The organism is Luteimonas vadosa, assembly GCF_039543545.1.
Taxonomy (GTDB): Bacteria; Pseudomonadota; Gammaproteobacteria; order Xanthomonadales; family Xanthomonadaceae; genus Luteimonas; species Luteimonas vadosa.
In genome coordinates this window covers 712704-734204 of record NZ_BAABJY010000001.1, presented here as the reverse complement: position 1 = coordinate 734204, position 21501 = coordinate 712704, and the positions used below count along the sequence as shown (strand labels likewise).

Here is a 21501-nt window from a genome sequence, read left to right as displayed (position 1 = left end):
GGCGGCGTCGCGCGCCGGCGGAGCGATGACGGATAATCCGGCGCGCACGCGCCCCCGGGGATCCGATGTTCGACATCCTGCTCTACCAGCCCGAGATCCCGCCCAACACCGGCAACGTCATCCGACTGTGCGCCAACACCGGCGCACGCCTGCACCTGGTGGCGCCGCTGGGATTCGAGCTGGACGACCGGCAGCTGCGCCGCGCGGGTCTGGACTACCACGAGTACGCTGACGTCCGCGTCCACGACGACCTCGACACCGCGCTCGCGACCATCGCGCCGCGCCGCCTGTTTGCATTGAGCACGCGCAACAGCACGCGTTACGACCAGGTCCGGTACGCGGCCGGGGATGCGTTCCTGTTCGGACCGGAAACCCGGGGCCTGCCCGAGGCGGTGCTGGCCGCGGTGCCCGACGGGCAGCGCCTGCGCCTGCCGATGCGTCCCGGAAACCGCAGCCTCAACCTGTCCAATGCCGTCGCGGTCGTGGCCTACGAGGCCTGGCGCCAGTGCGGCTTCGAAGGCGGCGCGTGACCCGGGGCTTTCCGGAAAGTTCCTGACCCCGCGATCCCCGCTCAGTCGCGGTTGAATCGGTCCACGGACAATGGCGCGCACCGACCCGGGTGGCGGGCCGCCCGACGGCGTTTCCTCCCCCTTTCCGCCACCCGCGGGCCGGCCCATAAACAAGAAAGCAGAGGTTCCCCCATGAAGCTATCCCGTTCCCCGCTGTTGCTCGCAATGGCCCTCGTGGCCACGGCGCCGTTGGCGGCCACCGCCGCGGAAGGCGTCTCCTACAACTATGTCCAGGGCGGTTATGTCGCGACCAATGGCGATGGCGCCGATGCCGACGGCTTCGGCGTCGACGGCTCGTTCGCCGTGCACCCGAACTTCCATGTCTTCGGCGGTTACTCGAACCAGGAAATCGACGGTACCGATTTCGACTTCGACCAGTGGCGCGCCGGCGTGGGCTACAACCACCAGATTTCGCCCAAGGCCGACCTGCTCGCCCGCGTGGCCTACGAGAAGTTCGATGCCGGCCGCGACCTGTTCGGCGACCGCATCGAGGCCGACGGCTACAGCGCCGAGGTCGGCGTGCGCGGCGCGCTGGCCCAGCACCTGGAGGGCTATGCGCTGGCCGGGTTCGAGGACTACGGCAGCGACGTGGACGGCGACTTCTACGGTCGCCTGGGCGCCAACGTGAAGTTCAACCAGAGCTGGTCGATCAACGGCGACGTGAAGTTTGCCGGCGACGATACCCAATGGTTCGTCGGCCCGCGCCTGAGTTGGTAACCGTTGCCCGCAGGACCCTGCCCCACCCTCGCGACTGTCTCTCTCTCCCCCTCGTCGCGACCCGCCCCGGCCCGGAACGGCCGGGGTTTTTTTTGCGGAACGCGGGCGAGGCTCAGTCGAACAGCTTGCCCGGATATTCCGCCTTCTGTTCGCGAGCGAGCAGGCGCGCCAGTCCCTCGCCCGGGGTGATCTCGCCGTGGAGGACGTCGCGCACGTTCTCCGCGATCGGCAGTTCGACGCCGTGGCGCTGCGCCAGGCGCATGACTTCGTCGGCGGTCTGCACCGACTCCACCACCTGCCCGATCTCGCGGACCGCGGCCTCCAGCGTCTGCCCGCGTCCCAGCGCCAGGCCCAGGCGGCGGTTGCGCGACAGGTCGCCGGTGCAGGTCAGCACCAGGTCGCCGAGGCCCGCCAGGCCCATCAGCGTTTCCGGGCGCCCGCCGATGGCGATGTTCAGGCGCAGCATTTCGTTGAGTCCACGCGTGATCAGCCCGGCGCGCGCGTTCAGGCCCAGGTTCATGCCGTCGGCGACGCCGGTGGCCACCGCGAGCACGTTCTTCATCGCGCCGCCGAGTTCGGCGCCGCGCATGTCGTCGCCGGTGTAGGCGCGGAACGCCGGCCCGTGGAGCACGTCGGCCACGGCCTGCGCGAAGGCCTCGTCGTCGCCGTGGACGGTCAGCGCCGTCGGCAGGCCGAGCGCGACCTCCTTGGCGAACGACGGCCCGGTGACCACCGCAAGCGGCACCCCGTCGCCAAGCACGTCCGACGCGACCTCATGGAGGAAGCGCCCGCTGCCCGGCTCGAACCCCTTGGTGGCCCAGGCCACGCCTGCCGGACCCGGGCGGTGCGGCGCCAGGGCGTGCAGGGTCTCGGTGAAGGCATGCGACGGCACCGCCACCAGCACCATGCCGGCATCGCGCAGCGCAGCGCCGAGGTCGGCCGTGGCGCGCAGCGACGATGGCAACACCACCCCGGGGAGGTAATGGCTGTTCTCGTGCGCGGCATCGATGGCCGCCACCGCCGCCTGGTCGCGACCCCACAGCACGGTGTCGTGCCCGTGGCGCGCAATCAGCGCCGCGAGCGCCGTGCCCCAGGAGCCGGCGCCCAGCACCGCGACGGACATGCGGTCACCCGCTCCTTCGTCGTGGCCTAACGGCATGGGACCGGGCCTGCGGCGCACGGTTGCGGGACGGCGCGCAGGCCGTCCCGCTCGCGCGCGCATTGGCGAGCCGTCATCGGGCCGACCTCAGGCGTTGCCGGCGGCCTCGCCGTCTGCCGGATCGGTACCGGGCTGCGGCTGCGCGGCACGCTGGCGCAGGCCTTCGGCGTACAGCGCCTCGAAGTTGATCGGCTGCAGCAGGAAGGGCGGGAAGCCGCCGGCGGAGATCAGGTCGCCGATGGTCTGGCGCGCGTAGGGATACAGCACGGTCGGGCAATGGGTGCCGAGCATGGCGTCGAGCGTCTGCTCGTCGAAGCCCGCCAGGCCGAACACGCCGGCCTGCTGCACCTCGACCACGTAGATCGTCTTGTCCTCGCCGATCTTGCAGGTCAGGGTGATGCCGAGCACGACTTCATACGCGTTCTCGTTCAGCCGCTGCACGCGCTGGTTGAGGTTCATCTGCAGCTGCGGCTGTTCCTGTTCGTTGAACGCCTGCGGCGAATTCGGGGCCTCGTACGAGACGTCCTTGACGTAGATCTTCTCGACGCTGAACTGCGGGCCGGTGTTGGCTTCGGCAGGCGCGGCGCCGCCATTGAGGGCTTGGTCGGACATGGGGAGGACTCCAGCGGATGCGTGTGGAAAGCGGTCGATTATCGCACTGTGGCGATCAGGACTTGCCCTTGGCGAGCGGCAAGTCGGCCTGATGCCAGGCGCCGATGCCGCCCTCGAGCACGTAAACCCGCTCGAAACCCGCCTTCTTCAGCCGCTTGGCCGCCGCGGTGGACGATTGGCCGGCCTTGCAGACCACCACCACGGGAAGCGACCTGGCGGCCGCCAGCTGCTTGTTCTCGGGGTCGAACTGGCTGACCTGCACGTTCTTCGAACCCGGGATGTGGCCCTTCTGGTAGTCGGCGATCGGCCGCAGGTCCACCACCAGCGCATTGTCGCGGTTCATCAGCGCGGTCAGCTCGGCCGGACGCAAGCCCTTGAAGCCGCGGAACAGCGCCGCGAACTCGTTGTACAGGATCGCCGCCGTCAGCCCCAGCAGGGCCAGCGACAACAGGGGGTGGCGGCCGGCGAAGGCCTGCAGGGTCTCGAAATCCACGGGGTTCCAGTGCGGCGACGGCGGGCGGCGATTGTCGCCTTTCGACCGCGGCGGCGCAAAGACGGGCCGGGCGCGCGTCCGGCCGCTCGCCCCCGCACTTCATGCGCGAACGGCGGTTGACCCTGGTGCGGCATGGCGAAACGGGTCACCGAATGCGCGGCGGGGGTTGGCCGCCCCGGCCGCCAGCGGCAGGTGGATCCCCGGTCGGAGGTGGAGTCGACGTACAGGCAGGGGGCAGAAGGTCGACGTCGCCGAACCGCGCGCCGGGCCACTCCGTTCGTCTCCAGATGCGTCCGGTCCGCCGAGGATTTGGGGAGTGGCCAGCGCAGGATGACCGAGGCCAGGATCAGGCTGTCGTTCGACGAGTCCTTGCGAGCCTTGCCCGCGGCGCCGATGACGACCGCTGGACCAGGTGGACGCCGGGCGGCGCCTGCCCGCCCTGGCGGGCGCGACCGCGCCAGCGCGCCAGCGGCTTTACTCGCCCGCCCAGAAATCCGGCAAGCCGCTGGTCAGCCACCAGGTCTTGGCGGCCGGGTCGTAGCGCCAGCGTTCGGTGTAGCGCATCGAGCGGGTGGTCATGTTGTGGCGGTTGACCAGGCCGATCTCGATCTCGCGGGCGGCGACCATCTCCCCGACCTGGCTGGCCATGTCGCGGTAGCCCGACACCTGGACCTGGTTGTAGCGCTCGAACTCCAGGTGGGTCATCGGGTTTTCCTCCCGGTACTCCGGGTCCACCAGCGTCCAGGCCCCTTCGAAATCACCCCAGCGGATCGCCGCGGAATACGCGTATTGCGCCTTCTCCAAGGCATCCATCTGGCCGCTGGTGGCGCAACCGGCGAGCAGCAGCGGCAGGCAGGCGGCCAGCCACAGGGCCAGCCAACGGCGGGGGTGCGGGGCGTGCTCGCTGCGCATGGCGTCCAATCCTCGGGGTGTGCGTCGGGCCATGCTAACCCTTCGCGACGGCGACGTAGCGCGAGCGGCATTCCGCGGCGACGCCACCGGCCGGCAGCCGCACGCCTGCGAGCAGCGGCAGGCTGGCGCGGCCCCGCTCGCGGAGCCTGGACACGAAACCGTCCCAGTCCGCGTCGTCGGCGACGCGGGCATCGGCCACGAGATCGTCGAACAACGGCGCCAGGTACTTCACCTCGCTGTCGGCGACGAATACGTCCGCGGCGATCCCGGCCTCCTGCAGGCGCAACATCACCACGCCCCAACCGGCCAGGGTCATCATCGACACCAGGCTGCCGCCGAAGGCGCAGCCCTTGTCGTTGACGTGCGTGGCCAGTGGCGCCTCCAGGGTCAGCACGCCGTCTTCGTACCCGCCGAAGCGCAGGTCCATGGCGGCGACCGGCGGCATCGCCTGCAGGTAGCCGTTGATGTAGCGGGCAATGCCGGACGGGCTCATCGGGGCCAGGCTCTCGATCGGGGAGGGGGCGTGCGCGACCGCAGGCCGACGGCGAACTTGCAGCGCACGTGACCTGCGCACAAGCTGGCGGGATGCCGCATCGCTCCGATCGACCCACCGACAGCTCGTCGCCGCTGCGGGGATGCTACGTCATCTCCCTGCGTCCCGTCGGCGGGCACGGGGCTTTGCGGCGCGCGGCGGGGTCCCGAGGCGCCCGGTTGCTGGCGCTGTCGCCGTGGCGCATCGGCTTCCGCGACGACCCCGCCACGCGCGATGCGTTGCGCGCGGCGCTGGCGGCGGCGCACGTGGTGTTCACCAGTCCCGCCGCCGTGCGGGCGGCTGCGGCGCTGCAGCCGCTGCAGGCAAGCCCGGGCCAGGCCTGGCTGGCCGTCGGCGGCAGTACCGCGCGGGCCCTTCGCGGCCAGGGGATCCGGAACGCCGCGTCGCCTGCCCGGATGGACAGCGAGGGGCTGCTGGCGATGCCGCAGCTCGAGGCCGTGCGCGGGCGAGAGGTGGGCCTGGTCACCGCGCCCGGCGGGCGGGGCGCCATCGCCGACGGGTTGCGGGACAGGGGCGCGGAGGTCCGGCGTGCCGATGTCTATGCACGGCTCCCGGTGCGGCCGTCGCCGCGGGTGGTGGCGCGGCTGCGGCGGCTCGACGCGCCGGCGTGGCTCATGCTCAGCAGCGCGGAAGCGCTCGCGCGCATCCTGTCCGTGCTGCCCGCCGACGCCGCGGGCGTGTTGCGGGCGGCCCGGGTGGTCGCGGCCAGCGACCGCCTGCGCCAGTTCGCCAGCGAACAGGGGTTCAAGCGGATCGTGCGTGCGGAGGACGCCACCCCCGCCGCACTGGTTGCCGCCGCCGTGCGCCACGCGAAGGCGCCCGGGGACGCGTGAATCCGCCGTCGTCCCGCCTGCGAACCATCGATTGCGCTTACTCTATCGCCGCCCCCCGGCTGCCCTCTCCCCCGTGACCCCCGATTCCCCCTCCCCCGCGTCCCCGCCGCGACGGTCGTCCGCGCTGTTCTGGCTGTTGGCCCTTGGCGCCGTGGTCCTTGCCACCGGCCTGGGTTGGCGGCAGTGGCAGGCCGTGCAGGCCGAACGCGTGGCCACCGCGGGCGAGCAGCAGCTCCTGCTGCAATCGCTGGAGCGTCGGCTCGACGCACTGCGTCGCGACCAACGTGCACAGGCAGCGCGGCTGCGGCAGGCGACCGACACCAATCGCGTGCTGCGCGACGAACTGCTCGGTATCGCCCAGCGCGCAGCGCTGCTCGAGGACAGCCTGGACAGGTTGTCCGATCCCCGGAATGCCGGCCCGCAGGCCCTGCGCCTGGACGAGGTGGAATGGCTGCTGGACCAGGGACGGCAGCGGCTGGAACTGGCCGGTGACCTGGCCGGAGCCCGCCGCGCCTACGCAATGGCGGCACGGCGCCTGGACGGCGTCGCCGGTCCCGGTTTCCTCGACCTGCGGCAGACCCTGGAGCAGGAGCGCGCGGCGCTCGGAGCGATGGACGCGGACCCCAAGGCGCTGGCCGCGCAGCGGATCGACGCGTTCGCCGCGCAGCTGCCGCCCCTGACGCTGCAGCCGGAAGGCGACCCGCAGGCGGCCGCCCGGCCCTGGTGGCGCAGGATCGCGGACCGGATCGTCGCCGTGCGCCGGTCCGAGGCGTCGGTCGCCTCCGACCCCGCCGACCGTGTCGCCGCCCTGGCCGCCTTGCAGCTGGAACTCAGCCTGGCCCGCGCCAGTGCGGAGCGTCGCGACGCTGCCGGGTATCGCGCTGCGATCGACCGCGCCGATGCCTGGCTGCAACGCCTATGGCCCGCGCCGGTGGTGCAAGGCCAGCGCCAGCGACTGCGCGCCCTGCGCGAACTCCCGCTTGCCCTCGACGTGCCTACCCTCGGCAGCACCATCGAACAACTCCAGCGCCTGCGCGATCCGGATTGACGCGACTCTCTCCAGGGCCGTGCGGCCAGCGTTGGGCCATCGGTGCCTGTCAATTCTGCCCATCGACAACCCGGCGACACCCGCCACGCTAGGGTGGCCGCAGCTTCCGGAGAACCGCCCATGAATCTTTTCCGCAACTTGTTGATCTGGATCCTGCTGGCGATCATCGGCGCGCTCGCCTGGCACCTGCTGGCGCAGGATCCGGGCTACGTGCTGGTGCGCTACCGCGGCACCGATTACACGACCACCGTGTTGTGGGCGGCCGTGGGGATCGTCGCCGGCCTGCTGGCCCTGTGGCTGCTGTGGACCGCGCTGACCCTGCCGTTCCGGGCGTGGCGCGGCCGCAAGGAACACCAGGCTCGGGCGCGCCTGGGCGGTGGGCTCGAGGCGCTGCACCACGGGCACTACGCGCGCGCCGAGAAGCTGCTGGCTCAGGCCGCCGAGGACGACGACACGGCCGTGGCCCGCATCGGCGCCTCGCAGGCGGCGATGGCACGGGGTCGTGCCGAGGACGCGCGCCAGCACCTGGCGGCGTTGGGCGAGCGTGCCGCCACCTCGCGGGCCATCGCCACCGCGGAACTCGCCCTGCTCGATGGCCGCCCCACCGACGCACTGGTCGCGCTCGACGCGCCCGCCGCGCAGCCGCTGCCGCCGCGCGGCCTCGCCCTGCGCGCGGAAGCGCTCGCGAATTCCGGACAGTCCGCGCAGGCCTACGAAATGCTGGGCGCGCTCAAGCAGCAGAACGCACTGACCGAGGCCCAGTGGGCGGACAACCAAGGCCGGTGGTCCGCCGCGGCCCTGCGCGAAGCCCGGGACGCCAACGTCCTGGCCGATCGCTGGGAAGCCTTGCCCAAGCAGCTCAAGTCCGACCCCGCCATCGTCGGGGCCTACGCCGACCGCGCCGCCGCCCTGCGCTGGGAGGAGGCGGCGGCCAAGAGCATCGAGGATGCGCTCGACACCCGCTGGGACGAGGACCTGGCCGAGCAGTACGGGCGCCTGCCCATCGGCCGGATCGACCAGCGCCGCGATGCCGCGCAGCGCTGGCTCAAGGCGCACCCGGCGAGCCCGGCGCTGTTGCTGACCCTCGCCCGCCTCGAACGCGCCCAGGGCCATTGGCCGCAGGCCGAGGACTACCTGCACCGGGCGCTCGCGCAGGGCGCGGGTGCCGAGGCGTGGGAGGAGTTCGGGCACGGCTATGCGGCGGCAGGCGACGACGCGCACGCGCGGCTGTGCTATGCCAATGCCTTGCGCGCGAGCCGCGGCGACGCGATCGAACCGTTCACCGACCGCGACCTGCGGCAGACGATCGGCGACCGCGCCGTGGTCGAGGAGCGCGACGAACACGGGATGCCCCGGTTGCGGGAGTAGTGCGAACGGCCAGCGTCGTTCCCGGCCCGGGCCAGGCCAACGCCTGCCAAGCCGGCGGGCGTTTTCTGACCGAGCGGCCAAGCCGGCCAGGCCTGTCGTCTGGCCCTGGCACCCTCGGCGACGACTGCCGTCGTTCGATTGGATTTCCGCCCGCCGCTACGGGCGCGAGGCCGACGGATCCGCCGGCGTCGGCTGCTGGAACGCCTCCGCGAAGAACGACCAGTACCATTCGCCCAGGGCCGGGAAGACCGCCGCCGGTGAATGCCCGACCCCCGGCAGGACCCGGTAGTCGTGCGGTATTCCGAGGGCAGACAGATGCCTCGAGAAACGCCGGTTCGCGTCCAGGACGGGGTCCTCGCCGCCGACGATCTGCCGGAAGCGCAGCCGCTTCCTGGCCGCTTCTTCGGTCCCCTCCGCCAGCACCCACGGGCTGTTGGCGCGGAAATAGTCCGGATCGCCGCCGTACACCCGGTCCAGCGTGGCACGGGCCCTGGCTTCGCCGGCGCTCGGCGCGTTCCGGGGTTCGAGCACTTCCTGCATGGGACCGGCGTTGATCATCGACACGGCACCGAACAGCTCCGGATACTTCAGCCCCAGGCGCGCAGCGCCGTAGCCGCCCATGCTGCCGCCTTCCAGGAGCCGTCCCCGCGCCGTAGCCACGGTGCGGAGCGTCGCATCGACATGGGGAACGAGTTCGCGGACGAAGATCCGCTCCATCGGCAGGCGGCCGTCCTTCGAATCGACCCACATGCTTTCGCCCAGGCCATCGGGGAAGACGACCAGCAGCGGCGGGATGCGGCCTTCGGCGATGGCCGCGTCGAAGCGCCCCGCGAGCATCCGGATGACGCCCGGGGGGAAGCCCCCCGAGCCATGGAGCCAGTAGACGACGGGAAAGCGCCGCGCAGGATCTGACTTGTACGCCTCAGGCAAGTACAGGTGGAACGGGATGTCCCGGCCCATGGCCTCGCTCCGGAAGGCGCGCTGCTCCACGTGGGGCGCGGCGCCATCCGCGGACGGCGGCGACCCGGCGCCACTGGCCGCCGCCGGCAAGGCCAGCAGGGCGGCGATCGCCAGCAGGACGCGTTGCAGGAAGCTGCCCACGACGCCCTCAGCAGAAGCCGCGTTCGATCGCCATCGGGATGCAGGGCGTCAGCGCGCGCGAAAGGATCTTCCACGTGCCGTCCTGCCGCACGAAGACGGACATGAACTTGGCAGGGCGCAACGCGCCGACGGGATGCATGACGCCGTCGATGTCGATCTTGCCAATGACCACGGCCGTGTCGTCGACGACGTGGACCTGCTCCTGGGTGATGTCCATCCCCCGGGCGACGATCGATGTGGCGCCGGCCTTGGTTTCCTCCTTGGTCTCCACGCGGCCCCCGGGCGCGATGATCCGGTAGTCGGGGTGCGCGTGCGCGAGGAGGGTCGACGGATCCTGCCGGAGGACCAGGTCTTCCATCATCTGGCGGTTGAGCGCCAGCAACGCGTCGGCATCGGGATCGTGGGCGCCCACCGAGCCCGCTGGCAGGCAAGCCAGCAGCATGCAGGCGGCAATGACGACGGGGTGGGCAGCGTGGATGCGCACGGGCGCCTCCTTCGTTGGTGTCCGCTCCTCTCCAACGGATGCCATGGGGCGGACAGGACAACGCACGCCTTGCTCCCTTCCGTAGCACCGTCACCGCACCGCCCGGAGCTCATGCCTGGCGCGCGGCTCGCGCCTGGTGACAGTCTTCGTGCAGCCGCTGCACGAGAGCGGCCGACTAGCGCTCCAGGATCGCCACCACGCCCATGCCACCGGCGGTGCAGATCGAGACCAGGCAGCGTCCGCCGCCGCGCGCCTGCAACGCCTTCGCCGCGGTGGCGACGATGCGCGCGCCGGTGGCGGCGAAGGGATGTCCGGTGGCCAGCGAGGAGCCGTTGGGATTGATCTTCGCCGGGTCGATGCGGCCCAGCGGCTGCGCGAGTCCGAGGCGGTTCCTGCAGTAGTCCTCGCTCTCCCAGGCCCGTAGCGTGCACAACACCTGCGCGGCGAAGGCTTCGTGGATCTCGTACACGTCGAAGTCCTGCAGCGACAAACCATTGCGCGCCAGCATCTCCGGCACGGCGACGGTCGGCGCCATCAGCAGGCCCTCGCCATGGACGAAGTCGACCGCCGCGACCTGCGCATCGCGCAGGTGGCACAGCACCTCGTGGCCGTGTCGCGCCGCCCACTCGTCGGTCGACAACAGGCAGGCGGCGGCCCCGTCGGTCAATGGCGTTGAATTGCCCGCGGTGAGCGTGCCGTTGCCCGAAGTGCGGTCGAACGCCGGCTTGAGCGTCGCCAGCTTCTCGATCGAGGTGTCCGGGCGCAGCACGTTGTCGCGCGAGACGCCGCGGAAGCTGACCACCAGGTCGTCGAAGAAGCCGCGCTCGTAGGCGGCGGCCAGCTTGTGGTGCGAACCGGCCGCCCATTCGTCCTGCGAATCGCGGCTGATGCTCCACTGGCGGGCCATGTCCTCGCAGTGCTCGCCCATGGACTTGCCGGTGCGCGGCTCGGCGACGCCCGGGAAGTCGGGCTTGAGTTCGCGCGGCGAGAAGCCCTTGAAGGTCCGCAGCTTGTCGCCGAAGGTCTTGGCCGCCGCGGCGGCGAGCAGGCGCCGGCGCAATGACTTGCCGTAGACGATGGGCACGTCGGAGGTCGAGTCGCTGCCGCCGCCGATGCCCGATTCGATCTGCCCCGTGGCGATCCTGTTGCCGACAGCGATGATCGAATCCAGCGAGGTGCCGCAGGCGCGCTGCAGGGTGATGCCTGGCGTGAGCGGCGACAGCCCCGAGGACAAGGTCGCCTCGCGGCCGAGGTTCCAGTCGCTGCTGTGCTTGATCACCGCGCCCATCGCCACTTCGCCCAGCTGCTGGCCGTGGAGGCCGAACTTCTCGACCAGGGCACCCAGGGTGCGTACCGACATGCCGAGGTTGCCGACGTCGGCATACGCGGTGTTCTGCCGGCAGAAGGGGATGCGGACGCCGCCGAGGACGGCGACGGGACGACCATGCTGCATCGGGACTCCTCGTGACCGCCCGCGATCCGCGGCGGGCATAATGCGCGCAGTTTAGCGCCGGGGATGCGCACGGCAAATGACGACGAGCGAACCCGCGGCCACCGCCAAGACCCGTGTCCTGGGCGCGTTGGCGCTTGAACTGACGCCCGGCAGCGAGGTTGCGCGCGACGCCTTGTCGCAGCGCGAAGCCGGCGCGCTCGCGGCCCTGGTCGCGCGCGACCTCGCCACGCACGATGCCGACGCGGCGCGCCTGCAGCTGGCCACCGTGGCCGCGCACTACGATCCGGTCGAGTTGCTGCGCCCGGGCTGGCCGCTGCACGAGGCATTGCGGCAACTCGCAGCCCGCGCACCCGGCGGCAGGCAGGGCGACGACGGCCGCATCGTCGCGTTCGGCACGCACGAGGGTCGGATGCCGGGCACGCTTTCGCCGGCGCCCGAGTTCGCGGGCGGCCCGCTGCGGCTGGTGCCGTTCGTGCTCGATGGCGATGCGGCGACAGTCGCGCGCGTCGCCACCGCGTTCGAATCGGCATTGATGGAACGGGGCATGGCGGCGGCCGACACCGCGCTGGCCATGCAGGAAGCGTTCGGCCTGCGCATCGAACACGCGCGCTACCTCACACTGCACGACCTGTGCGCGATGACGGCGCTGCAATACGAACACGCCGGGCTCGCACCGTTGTGGCCGATCCTGGAGACCGCGTTGCTCGCGCCGGGGCGCGAGGCCTGGCTGGACGCGCCGCCGGAACCCTTGTTGCGCTATGTCGATGGCGAAGCGCGCATCGCGTTGTTCCCGGTCGACCGCTGGCGTCGTCGCTATGCCGGCGATTCGGACGGAGACGCGGCGACGCTGGAGCGCAGCCACGCGCGGTTCGAGGCGCGGCAACGCCAGTTCGCCAGCGTGTTGCAGGCGCACGCGGTGCCGGTGACGTTCGCCCACTGCAGCGGGGATGCGTCCCAGGACCTTTAGCGGCTCGGAATCCTTGGCGGCTCGGCGAGTGCTTGCGTGCGCCCGGGTTCGATGCGCGTCAGCGTGGACCGCAGGCCCCGTGCGACGCGCCCGCTGCAGCCGGCGCTACTGCGGGGCCTCGGACTCGTAGATGCGGTATCCGGCGTCGCGCATGCCCAGCGACTGGTAGGTGCGCATCGCGGCTTCGTTCCCGTGCTCCACGTACAGGCGCAAGCCGATCACCCCGGGCGCGGCGCGTGCCCGCGACTCCACGTGCCGGTAGAGCGCCGCGAACACGCCGCGGCGACGGTAGGCCTCGCCCACGTACACGCTCTGGATCCACCACCACGCGCCGTTGCGCCAATCGCTCCATTCGCGCGTCAGCATCAGGGTGCCCAGCGGCTCGCCCGCGGATTCGGCGACGAAATAGCGCGCCTTGCCCGGATCGGCCAGGCCGGCGGCGATGCCCTGGCGCACGGTCACGGGATCGAGCCGCTTCTTCTCTGTCTCCCAGGCCAAGGCGATGGCGCCTTCGGCGAGCCAGTACAGGTCGCCGACCTCCGCCTCGCGGACGCACGGACCCGGTTCGACGGGGGAGGCGCCCGCGGTCAGCGCGCCGCCTCGATCACGCCGCAGGACAGGCGCGCACCGGCATCGCCGGTGGGCTGGGTGCTGTAGTCGTCCGGACCGGCATGCACGATGACGCCCTTGCCGACGATGTCCGTGGCCGAACCGTCGCCCAGCGTGGCGCCTCCGAGGTGGTTGTCGACGGCCGCCACGCCATCGGCATTGGCCTGGAGGTTGTCACTGTCGCCGGCATGGTGCGGCGGCGAGCCAACCCGGCCATGACGGCTGCCCGCCGGATTGAAGTGCCCGCCTGCGCTGCTGCCGTCGGGCGCGCTGCAGTCACCGGTTTCATGCACGTGGAAGCCGTGGCTGCTGTCGGGCGCAAGGCCGACCACCTGCCCGGTGACGTGCACGCCGCCGTCGACGGCTTCGAATCGCAGCGATCCGTTGACCGCATTGCCTTGCGTGGCGGCCAGGATCGCGGTCGCACCGGGCTCGGCGGGCGCGGCGGCGGGGGCCGGCGCGGCGTCATCGACGACCGCAGGCTCCGGCGCGCTTTGGCGATCGCAGGCGCCCAGGCCCAGCGCCATGCACAGTGATGCGAGCAACAGCGGTGTCCTCGATGTCCTCGGGGCGGGGATGGATCGCATCAGTTGACCTCCGGACGCGGAATGGCGGGACGGAGGCCGAGGATTGCGCGGGGCGGGTTCGGATGCCGTGAATGCAACCTCGCCGCGCGCGTACCGCCAGGGATCAGGGCTGCACGCGAATGACGCCGCAGGCCCTGCGCGCCGGGGCCGGGCCGGGTTCGGGACCCAGCACCACCAGCGCACGGCCGGCGATGTCGTTGCGTGCACCGCCGCCGAGGACCACGCCGGGCAGGAGCAGGTCGATTTCGGCCACGCCCTTCGCGTCCGACAGGATGCGTCCACCCACCGCTTGCCCCGGGGCCAGGGGCTCGAACGGGGCACCGGCGCTGCGCGCATCCACCGCGCTGCAATCCCCGCGCTCATGCACCTGCAAGCCGTGGCCGCTCTTGCGCGGGAGCCCGCCGAGGGTGCCGGTGATGCGCACGCCGCCCTCCGCGGGCCGCAGGAAGAGCCGCCCGCTGACCAGCGTGCCGGACGCGGCGGACAGGTTGGCGATCGCGAGGTTCGCGGTACCGACGGTGGCCAGCGGCGCTGGCGGTGCCGCGGATCGGTGCACCGCGGAAGGTCGGTTCGTACTGGCGCAGCCCGCGGTCAGGGCAAGGGCGAAGGCAAGGCACGCAAGGCGCATGGGCAGGCAAATGGCGGTCGGGGCCCGTACGCTACCCATCGCAAGCTGCATGCGCGGTGAAACCGGTGCTGCATGTCGCCCTACCCGGGCGTGGCCATCGATCCACCGGCGACACGCTGCCGCCGCTCGCGCCCGTGCGTCAGGTCGGCGACGACGATCCGTCCTTCCCTTGGCGCCGCGTGCGCTTGCCGCGCGCACCGAGCTTGCGCGTCAGCGTGTTGCGGCCCAGGCCCAGCCGTGCGGCGGCTTCGGTGCGACGACCGCCGGTGTGTTCGAGCGCGGCGTCGAGCAGCACGCGGTCAAGACGTTCCCGGGCCTCGGCATGCAGGCCGTCGTCGCCAGCGGCCAAACGATCCCGCGCCCATGCCTTGAGTGCAGCGTCCCAATCGCCGGGCTCGCGGCGACGGCCGCCGTCGAGCGCGTCGCCCAGGTCCGCCGGCGTGATGACGTCGCCGGGCGCGAGCGCCGAAAGGCGCCAGCACAGGTTCTCCAGCTCGCGCACGTTGCCCGGCCAGTCGTACGCGCGCAGCCGTTCCAGCGCGGGCTTGCCGAAGCGTTTGGGCGCGGTGTCGAACCGCGTCGCGGCCGCGCGCAGGAAACGCGCCGCCAGCCGCGGCACGTCGTCGCGACGCTCACGCAAGGGCGGCAGGTGCAGCCGCACGACGTCGAGCCGATGCAGCAGGTCGGCGCGAAAGCGGCCCTCAGCCGCCAGCGCGTCCAGGTCCTGGTGGGTGGCCGCCACCACGCGCACGTCGACGTGGATCAGTTCGCGGCCACCGACGCGGAAGAACTCGCCCTCGGCCAGCACCCGCAGCAGCCGCGTCTGCAGCGAGGCCGGCATGTCGCCGATCTCGTCCAGGAACAGCGTCCCGCCGTCGGCCTGCTCGAATCGGCCGACGTGCTTCTTCTGCGCCCCGGTGAACGCGCCCGCCTCGTGCCCGAACAGCTCGTTCTCCAGCAGCTCGGCCGGGATCGCCGCGGTATTGAGCGCGACGAAGGGCTTGCGCGCGCGCGGCGACTCGCGGTGCAGCGCGCGCGCTACCAGTTCCTTGCCGGTCCCGGTCTCGCCGGTGACCAGCACCGACAGCGGCGCTTGCGCCAACCGCCCGATGGCGCGGAACAGTTGCTGCATCGCCGGGGTTTCGCCGATCAGCCGGTCGTCCTCGGCGGGTTCGGGCGCGACGGCCGTGTCGGGGGACTGCTCGCGCTGCGCCAGCGCGCGTCCGGCCAGCGCGACCGCCTCGTCGATGTCGAAGGGCTTGGACAGGAACTCCGCGGCGCCGCCGCGGAACGCGCCGGCGGTGCTGCTGATGTCGGTGTAGGCGGACATCACCACCACCGGCAGCCGCGGGTGCGCGCGCTTGAGGCGTTCGAGCAGGACCAGGCCGTCGTCGCCGGGCATGCGCACGTCGGTGAACAGCAGGTCGGGCGCGCGGGTGCCCGCGTCCAGCGCGGCCTGGACCGCCTGCGCGGAATCGAACGCGGTGACCGCATGGCCGGCCTCCCGGAGCGCCGTGGCCAGCACGAAGCGCACCGCGCGATCGTCGTCGACCACCCAGACCGTTGCCGCCTCAGCGTCCATCGTCCGTCGCCTCCTGCGGGGCCACGCCAGCGCCGGACGCGTCGGTGCCGGTGTCGGTGTCGGTGTCCGTGCCCGTGGCCGCGGCACCGTTGACGGTGTCTTCGTCGCCCGCCCGGACGCCGGCCGGGTACGGCAGCACGAGGGTGAACACCGTGTGCCCCGGGCGCGAGCGATAGGCCAGCGTGCCCCGGTGCTCGCGCGCGACCTGCTGCGACAACGCCAGGCCGAGCCCGGTGCCTTCGGCGCGTCCGGACACCAGCGGCAGGAAGACCTGCTCCGCCAGCGATTCGGGCACGCCGCGCCCGTCGTCCACGACCTCCAGCCGCAGCGCCATCGCATGCAGCGCGTCGCCGATGCGCGCGCCGTGTTCGGCGCGGGTGCGCAGCACCACCTCGCCGGCGCCGGCCTCGATGGCGTTGCGCACCAGGTTCCAGACGGCCTGCATCATGCGGTCGGCGTCCCCGAGCAGCTCGGGCAGGCTGGGGTCGTAGTCGCGCACCAGCTTCACCGCCCAGCCGGCGTCGCTTTCGGCCAGCCGCAGCACGCGTTCGAGCACGGCGTGGATGTTGACCTCGGCATGCGGCTGCGGCGGCGCGGGTTCCAGCATGCGGTCGAGCAGCTGCGCGAGCCGATCGACCTCCGAGCCGATCAGCTCGACCAGCTCGCCCGCCTCGCCGCCATCGACACGCCGAGCCAGCAGCTGGGCCGCGCCCTTGAGTCCGGCCAGCGGGTTACGCAATTCATGGGCCAGGCCCTTGAGCGCTGCCGACAACGCCATCGGCAATGCCGCCACCGGGTCGCCGCCCGGGAATTCCTCGACCGGGTGCGCCTCCAGGAGCCAGCCCGCGTCCTCGTCGACCGGGCTCAGCCAGACATCGGCGAAGCGCGGCGCCGCCCCGGGGAACGCCATCGACAAGCGCTGCAGGCGGAGGCTCGACCGTGGCCCGTGCGTCATGCCGGACGCCCGCCCCAGCGCATCGCCCTCGAACTCCAGCGCCGACAGGGGCAGGCCCGGCAGGCGGCGGGCGCTGACCCCCAGCCACTGCGCGAACGCCAGGTTCACGGCCGCCACGCGTCCGGCGGCGTCGACGCGCGCCAATGGGGTGCTGAGCTGGTCGTAGGCGGGGTCGAGCGGCATTGCACCAATGTAGTGCATCGCTGCCCGGCGTGGGACCCCTCAGGGGGCGGCGCAGGCGCAGGCGAGTGCACCGCCCCCTGCCCGCCGCATTGTTAGTCCTGTTCGTCGGCCCGGAGGCGCCGTTCGAGCCTGCGCAGTCGCTCGGCTTGCCCGTTACGCATCGCGGCGCGGACCGGGGCGGGGAAGAACGCGTCCAAGTCGGTGGCGTGCCGATTGCCGTCGCGCGGCATGCGATGGGCGACCGGACGGCCGGACGGGTCGAGCGCAATCGCGACCGGCAGCGACATGCCCTGCCCGTTCGCCGGCGAGCGGCAGAGCGCCCAGACGTAAACCGTCGATCCCGCCCGACCCAAGCCCTCGGAGGCGCAGCGCCCGCCCTGGACCCATGCCGCGACGGTTTGCTCCAGGTAGCGGCGCAGGCGCGGATCCTCGTCCACCCGTGGCTCGGGCGCACAGGCCGCCGAGGCGACGGCCAGCACGCAAAATGCGCCACGCAAGGCGCGGACGATCACCGGTACTGCCGAACCAGCGCATGCAGGATGCGCACATCGCTGTCGTCCAGCGTGTCGGCCTCGTCGCCCCGGTAACGCATCCGGTAGGCGCGGATCGCGGCATCGGGTTCGCGCATCGAATACCCCAGCAGTCGTAGCGCGAGCAACGGATCGAAGCCTTCGGGCACCGCTTCAGTGGTGGCATCGGCATCGGGCCAGGTGCCGAAGCCTGCCTCGGCCAGCCGCCGCCATGGGAACAGCGGCCCGGGATCGCGCTTGCGCGCCGGCGCCAAGTCGGCGTGGCCGATGACCTGGTGGCGCGGGATGCGATGCCGCGTGCACAGGTCGTCGAGCAGGCGCAGCAGCGTGTCGATCTGCGCTTTCGGGAACGGTGATGCGCCGTCGTTGTCGAGCTCGATGCCGATCGAGGCCGAATTCACGTCGGTGATCGTGCCCCAGCGGCCGGCACCGGCGTGCCACGCGCGGTCCTCGTCGGCGACGAGCTGGTACAGCGCGCCGTCGCGGCCGACCAGGTAGTGGGCGCTGACGCGGCCGAAGCGGTTGCGCGTGCGCAAGGTGTCCAGGCTGCGCTCCACCGAATCCTGCTCGGTGTAATGCACCACCACCAGCTGCGGCTTGCGCGGTTCGTGGTTGGGCGACGGCACCCACTGCGCCATGGGGTTGCGCGCGGGCCCGTGCGCGCAGCCGGCGAGCAGCCACAGCAGCGCGGCGAACAGCGTGATCCGCATTGCGACGTGCCGTGCCATGGCCCGGATGGTAACGCGGGCGACCCGTGCCTCGCGGGCACTCGCGCGCACTCGGTGGGGCGTGCCGGCGTGCACCGCGCTGTGATTAGATGTCGCGATGTCCAGCGCGCTCGCCAACCAGGCCAAGCAGCAATACGCCGCCGGCCGCCATGCGCAGGCGCTGCAGATCCTCGTCGACGCGCCGACCCTGCAGGGCGACGACGAAGCGCTGCAGCTGCTGGCCCTGGTGGCGATCCAGCTGGGCCAGGGCGCGCGCGCGTTGCAGGCCATCGACGAGGCGCTGGCGATACGCCCCGACGCGGCGCGCGTGCACGCACTCGGGGCGGCGGTGGCGCAGGCATCCGGCGATGCGGAACGCGCGGGCCGGATGGCGCAACGCGCGGTCGCACTCGATCCTGGCGAGGAGATCGCCGCCAGCATCCTGGTCGAACACCTGGCCGATCGCTTCGCGATCACGCCCGCGCTGCAGGTCGCGCAGGCCTGCCTGCAACGCAAGCCGACGGCATGGGGCGTGCGGCAGGCGCGCAGCTTGGCCTGGATGTCGGCGGGCGAAGCGCAACGCGCGCTGGAGGACGTCGAGGCCACGCTGGCGGCGATGCCCGGCTCCTTGCCGGTGCTGCAGAACGCCGCGATGGATGCGCTCTACCTCGACGAACCCGCCCGCCGGACGCTCGACCGGCATCGCGCCGTCGCCAGCCGGATCCAGGCGCTGACCGGCAAGCGCATGTCCGCGCGCAGCCCCTATGCGCGGGGCAGCCGGCCGCTGCGCGTGGGCTTCGTCTCGCCCGACCTGCGCCGCCATCCCGTCGGCCTGCTGATGGCGCCCCTGGTCCGGCACCTCGACCGCCAGCGCATCCACGCCATCGCCTACAGCGATGCCGGCCGCGACGCGCACGGCGACAGCCTGCGGCAGTCATTCGCGGAGTGGCGCGACAGCAAGGGCTGGCCCGACGCCATGCTGTTCGATGCCATGCAGCGCGACGCGATCGACGTCGCCATCGACCTGGCCGGCTACTCCAGCGGCGGGCGGCCCGGCCTGTTCGCCACGCGTTGCGCGCCGCTGCAGCTGGGCTACCTGGGCTACCTGCATCCCACAGGCCTGCCGACGATGGACGGACTGATCGGCGACGCCGTGACCCTGCCCGATGACGCGCAGCTGCCCGCGCACGAGGCCGCGCTGCGGCTGCCGGGCCACCTGTTCTGCTTCCAGCCAGACCAGGAGGCCCCGTTCGTCTTGCCGCGTGGCGACGGCCCCATCCGCTTCGGCAGCTTCAACCACCTTGCCAAGCTGTCGCCCGCCACCGTGCGGCTGTGGGCGCGGCTGCTGCAGGAAGCGCCGGACGCCAGCCTGCGAATGAGCGCGATGGGGCTGGGCGACGAAGGCGTGCGCAACGCGGTGTGGATGCGCTTCAAGGCCGAGGGCATCGACCCCGCGCGCATCGTGCTGCTGCCGCCGGAACTCGATACTGGCAAGTTCCTCGCCCGCTACGCCGACGTCGACGTCGCCCTCGATCCGCTGCCGTTCAACGGCGGCATGACCAGCCTGCAGGCGCTGTGGCAGGGCGCGCCGGTGCTGACCTTGCCCGGCGAGCGCATGGCCGCGCGCATGGGAGCGTCAGTGATGCAGGCGCTTGGGCTCGACGCGCTCGTTGCAGGCGACGCGGACGCGTTCATCCGCATCGGATCGGAGCTCGCACGGGACCTCGACCGGCTCACCCCTTTGCGCAGCGGGATGCGCGAACGAATGAGCGCCGCCGGACTGCTCGACGGCAAGGCCTTTGCCGACGGCTTCAGCACCACGCTGGAACAGGTCGTCGCCGACCGGATGCGGTAGCCGTTGACTGCCGTCAAACCGGACGGCCGACGGCGGACCACAAACGACGACAGCCCGGCGCGTGCCGGGCTGTCGGTGTGCTGCGTCATGACTCGTCGACGCCTGGAACCTCAGATCGTGTAGTACATCTGGTACTCGAGCGGATGCGTCGCCGCGCGGAAGGCGGTGACTTCCTTCATCTTCAGCGCGATGTAGCTGTCGATGAGGTCGTCGGTGAACACGCCGCCGGCCTTGAGGAACTCGCGGTCCTCGTCGAGCGCCTGCAGGGCCTGGTCGAGCGACGCGCACACCTGCGGGATGTTCTTCTCTTCCTCCGGCGGCAGGTCGTACAGGTCCTTGTCGCTGGGGCCGCCCGGGTCGATCTGGTTCTTGATGCCGTCCAGGCCCGCCATCATCAGCGCGGCGAAGGTCAGGTAGCCGGACTGCATCGGGTCGGGGAAGCGCACCTCGATGCGCCGCGCCTTGGGATTGGACACGTACGGGATCCGGCACGACGCCGAGCGGTTGCGCGCCGAGTACGCCAGCATCACCGGCGCCTCGTAACCGGGCACCAGGCGCTTGTAGGAGTTGGTGGTCGAGTTGGCGAAGGCGTTGATCGCGCGCGCGTGCTTGAAGATGCCGCCGATGTACCACAGCGCCATCTGGCTCAGGCCGCCGTAGCCGTCACCGGTGAACAGGTTGGTGCCCCCCTTGGCCAGCGACTGGTGCACGTGCATGCCGCTGCCGTTGTCGCCGACGATCGGCTTGGGCATGAACGTCGCGGTCTTCCCGTTGCGGAAGGCCACGTTCTTGATGATGTACTTCATCGTCAGCAGCTCGTCGGCCTTCTTGACCAGCGAGTTGAACTTGGTGCCGATCTCGCACTGGCCGGCGTTGGACACCTCGTGGTGGTGCACCTCGACCTCGATGCCCGCGGCCTCGAGCGTCTTGCACATCTCGGCGCGGATGTCGTGCAGCGAATCCAGTGGCGCGACCGGGAAGTAGCCGCCCTTGATGCCGGGCCGGTAGCCGGTGTTGCCGCCCTCGTATTCGCGGCCCGAGTTCCAGTGCGCCTCCTCCGAATCGATGTGATAGAAGGTGTGCCCCATCTCGTTGCTGTAGCGCACCGAGTCGAAGATGAAGAACTCCGGCTCCGGGCCGAAGAACGCCTGGTCGGCGATGCCGCTGGATTTCAGGAACGCCTCGGCACGCTTGGCGACGCCGCGCGGATCGCGCGAGTAGGCCTGCATCGTCGCCGGGTCGAGCACGTCGCAGACCAGGATCAGGGTGGGATCGGCGGTGAACGGATCGATGATCGCGGTGTCCGCGTCGGGCAGCAGCACCATGTCCGACTCGTTGATGCCCTTCCAGCCGCTGATGGAGCTGCCGTCGAACATCTTGCCGTCCTCGAACAGGCTGTCGTCGACGATCGACGCCGGGTAGGTGACGTGGTGCTGCACGCCCCTCACGTCGGTGAAGCGCAGGTCGACGAATTCGACCTTGTGGTCCTTGATGAGTTTTTCGACGTGGTCGATGGACACGGTGGAGCTCCTGGGCTGGGTGGGATATCCGTTGGTATTGCAAGCCGCGTGCCAACTTGTAACCGACTGATCTTTA

At 71.5% G+C, this 21501-nt stretch carries 22 protein-coding genes and 1 pseudogene; 7 read left to right on the top strand and 16 right to left on the bottom strand.

The annotated features are described in order from the left end of the window. Positions 1-65 precede the first annotated feature (65 nt). Together ABD970_RS03365 and ABD970_RS03360 are read left to right on the top strand one after the other, a co-directional pair. Positions 66-530, top strand: a complete 465-nt coding sequence (locus tag ABD970_RS03365) for a tRNA (cytidine(34)-2'-O)-methyltransferase (RefSeq protein WP_345294078.1) — start codon at positions 66-68, stop codon at positions 528-530. A 171-nt stretch (positions 531-701) separates the two neighbouring features. Further along, positions 702-1286 (top strand): OmpO family porin, encoded by a 585-nt coding sequence (locus ABD970_RS03360; protein WP_345294077.1) that lies wholly within the window; start codon positions 702-704, stop codon positions 1284-1286. A gap of 112 nt (positions 1287-1398) precedes the next feature. Here ABD970_RS03360 and ABD970_RS03355 read toward each other — a convergent pair whose 3' ends face one another. The 5 genes from ABD970_RS03355 to ABD970_RS03335 all read right to left on the bottom strand — a co-directional run bounded on the left by ABD970_RS03355 (position 1399) and on the right by ABD970_RS03335 (position 4955). Next, positions 1399-2409, bottom strand: a complete 1011-nt coding sequence (locus ABD970_RS03355; protein ID WP_345294076.1) for an NAD(P)H-dependent glycerol-3-phosphate dehydrogenase — start codon at positions 2407-2409, stop codon at positions 1399-1401. A 123-nt stretch (positions 2410-2532) separates the two neighbouring features. Then, on the bottom strand, positions 2533-3057 hold the full coding sequence (secB, locus tag ABD970_RS03350; RefSeq protein WP_345294075.1) for a protein-export chaperone SecB: 525 nt from the start codon (positions 3055-3057) through the stop codon (positions 2533-2535). 55 nt (positions 3058-3112) lie between these two features. Then, a complete protein-coding gene (locus ABD970_RS03345) occupies positions 3113-3550 on the bottom strand; it encodes a rhodanese-like domain-containing protein (RefSeq protein WP_345294074.1) in 438 nt (145 codons plus the stop codon). Positions 3551-4024: 474 nt separating this feature from the next. Next, positions 4025-4462: a hypothetical protein gene (locus tag ABD970_RS03340; RefSeq protein WP_345294073.1), complete on the bottom strand. Its 438-nt coding sequence runs from the start codon at positions 4460-4462 to the stop codon at positions 4025-4027. A gap of 34 nt (positions 4463-4496) precedes the next feature. Next, positions 4497-4955, bottom strand: coding sequence for a YiiD C-terminal domain-containing protein (locus ABD970_RS03335; protein ID WP_345294072.1), 459 nt, complete (start codon positions 4953-4955; stop codon positions 4497-4499). Positions 4956-5047: 92 nt separating this feature from the next. On the opposite strand from ABD970_RS03335, the gene ABD970_RS03330 reads away from it, so the two are divergent. From ABD970_RS03330 to ABD970_RS03320, 3 genes are all read left to right on the top strand, one after another. Then, on the top strand, positions 5048-5848 hold the full coding sequence (locus ABD970_RS03330; protein ID WP_345294071.1) for a uroporphyrinogen-III synthase: 801 nt from the start codon (positions 5048-5050) through the stop codon (positions 5846-5848). Positions 5849-5921: 73 nt separating this feature from the next. Further along, positions 5922-6896 (top strand): uroporphyrinogen-III C-methyltransferase, encoded by a 975-nt coding sequence (locus ABD970_RS03325; protein ID WP_345294070.1) that lies wholly within the window; start codon positions 5922-5924, stop codon positions 6894-6896. 120 nt (positions 6897-7016) lie between these two features. Then, on the top strand, positions 7017-8264 hold the full coding sequence (locus tag ABD970_RS03320; RefSeq protein ID WP_345294069.1) for a heme biosynthesis HemY N-terminal domain-containing protein: 1248 nt from the start codon (positions 7017-7019) through the stop codon (positions 8262-8264). Between the two features lie 156 nt (positions 8265-8420). On the opposite strand, the gene ABD970_RS03315 is transcribed toward ABD970_RS03320, so the two are convergent. The 3 genes from ABD970_RS03315 to ABD970_RS03305 form a co-directional block, all read right to left on the bottom strand. Beyond that, complete coding sequence (locus ABD970_RS03315) at positions 8421-9365, bottom strand: alpha/beta hydrolase (protein ID WP_345294068.1); 945 nt, start codon at positions 9363-9365, stop codon at positions 8421-8423. Between the two features lie 7 nt (positions 9366-9372). After that, entirely contained in the window at positions 9373-9849 is a 477-nt protein-coding gene (locus ABD970_RS03310) for a nuclear transport factor 2 family protein (RefSeq protein WP_345294067.1), read from the bottom strand. Between the two features lie 175 nt (positions 9850-10024). After that, positions 10025-11302, bottom strand: coding sequence for an acetyl-CoA C-acetyltransferase (locus tag ABD970_RS03305; RefSeq protein ID WP_345294066.1), 1278 nt, complete (start codon positions 11300-11302; stop codon positions 10025-10027). A 76-nt stretch (positions 11303-11378) separates the two neighbouring features. Between ABD970_RS03305 and ABD970_RS03300 the strand changes: the two genes are divergently transcribed. Next, complete coding sequence (locus ABD970_RS03300) at positions 11379-12269, top strand: hypothetical protein (RefSeq protein WP_345294065.1); 891 nt, start codon at positions 11379-11381, stop codon at positions 12267-12269. 105 nt (positions 12270-12374) lie between these two features. Here ABD970_RS03300 and ABD970_RS03295 read toward each other — a convergent pair whose 3' ends face one another. The 7 genes and pseudogenes from ABD970_RS03295 to ABD970_RS03265 all read right to left on the bottom strand — a co-directional run bounded on the left by ABD970_RS03295 (position 12375) and on the right by ABD970_RS03265 (position 18071). Continuing rightward, a complete protein-coding gene (locus ABD970_RS03295) occupies positions 12375-12767 on the bottom strand; it encodes a GNAT family N-acetyltransferase (RefSeq protein ID WP_345294064.1) in 393 nt (130 codons plus the stop codon). Between the two features lie 89 nt (positions 12768-12856). Next, positions 12857-13465, bottom strand: a complete 609-nt coding sequence (locus ABD970_RS03290) for a superoxide dismutase family protein (protein WP_345294063.1) — start codon at positions 13463-13465, stop codon at positions 12857-12859. Positions 13466-13568: 103 nt separating this feature from the next. Further along, complete coding sequence (locus ABD970_RS03285) at positions 13569-14093, bottom strand: superoxide dismutase family protein (protein ID WP_425563031.1); 525 nt, start codon at positions 14091-14093, stop codon at positions 13569-13571. Positions 14094-14232: 139 nt separating this feature from the next. Continuing rightward, a complete protein-coding gene (gene ntrC, locus ABD970_RS03280) occupies positions 14233-15675 on the bottom strand; it encodes a nitrogen regulation protein NR(I) (RefSeq protein ID WP_345294061.1) in 1443 nt (480 codons plus the stop codon). A 118-nt stretch (positions 15676-15793) separates the two neighbouring features. Continuing rightward, a pseudogene (locus tag ABD970_RS03275) lies at positions 15794-16813 on the bottom strand (two-component system sensor histidine kinase NtrB); the annotation flags it as partial. 92 nt (positions 16814-16905) lie between these two features. After that, positions 16906-17325: a hypothetical protein gene (locus ABD970_RS03270; RefSeq protein WP_345294060.1), complete on the bottom strand. Its 420-nt coding sequence runs from the start codon at positions 17323-17325 to the stop codon at positions 16906-16908. Continuing rightward, positions 17322-18071, bottom strand: a complete 750-nt coding sequence (locus tag ABD970_RS03265; RefSeq protein ID WP_425563030.1) for an N-acetylmuramoyl-L-alanine amidase — start codon at positions 18069-18071, stop codon at positions 17322-17324. Before ABD970_RS03265 ends, ABD970_RS03270 begins: the two co-directional genes overlap by 4 nt. Positions 18072-18168: 97 nt before the next feature. Between ABD970_RS03265 and ABD970_RS03260 the strand changes: the two genes are divergently transcribed. Next, a complete protein-coding gene (locus tag ABD970_RS03260; protein ID WP_345294059.1) occupies positions 18169-19905 on the top strand; it encodes an O-linked N-acetylglucosamine transferase, SPINDLY family protein in 1737 nt (578 codons plus the stop codon). Positions 19906-20015: 110 nt separating this feature from the next. On the opposite strand, the gene glnA is transcribed toward ABD970_RS03260, so the two are convergent. Beyond that, positions 20016-21425 (bottom strand): type I glutamate--ammonia ligase, encoded by a 1410-nt coding sequence (gene glnA / locus ABD970_RS03255; protein WP_345294058.1) that lies wholly within the window; start codon positions 21423-21425, stop codon positions 20016-20018. Positions 21426-21501 lie beyond the last annotated feature (76 nt).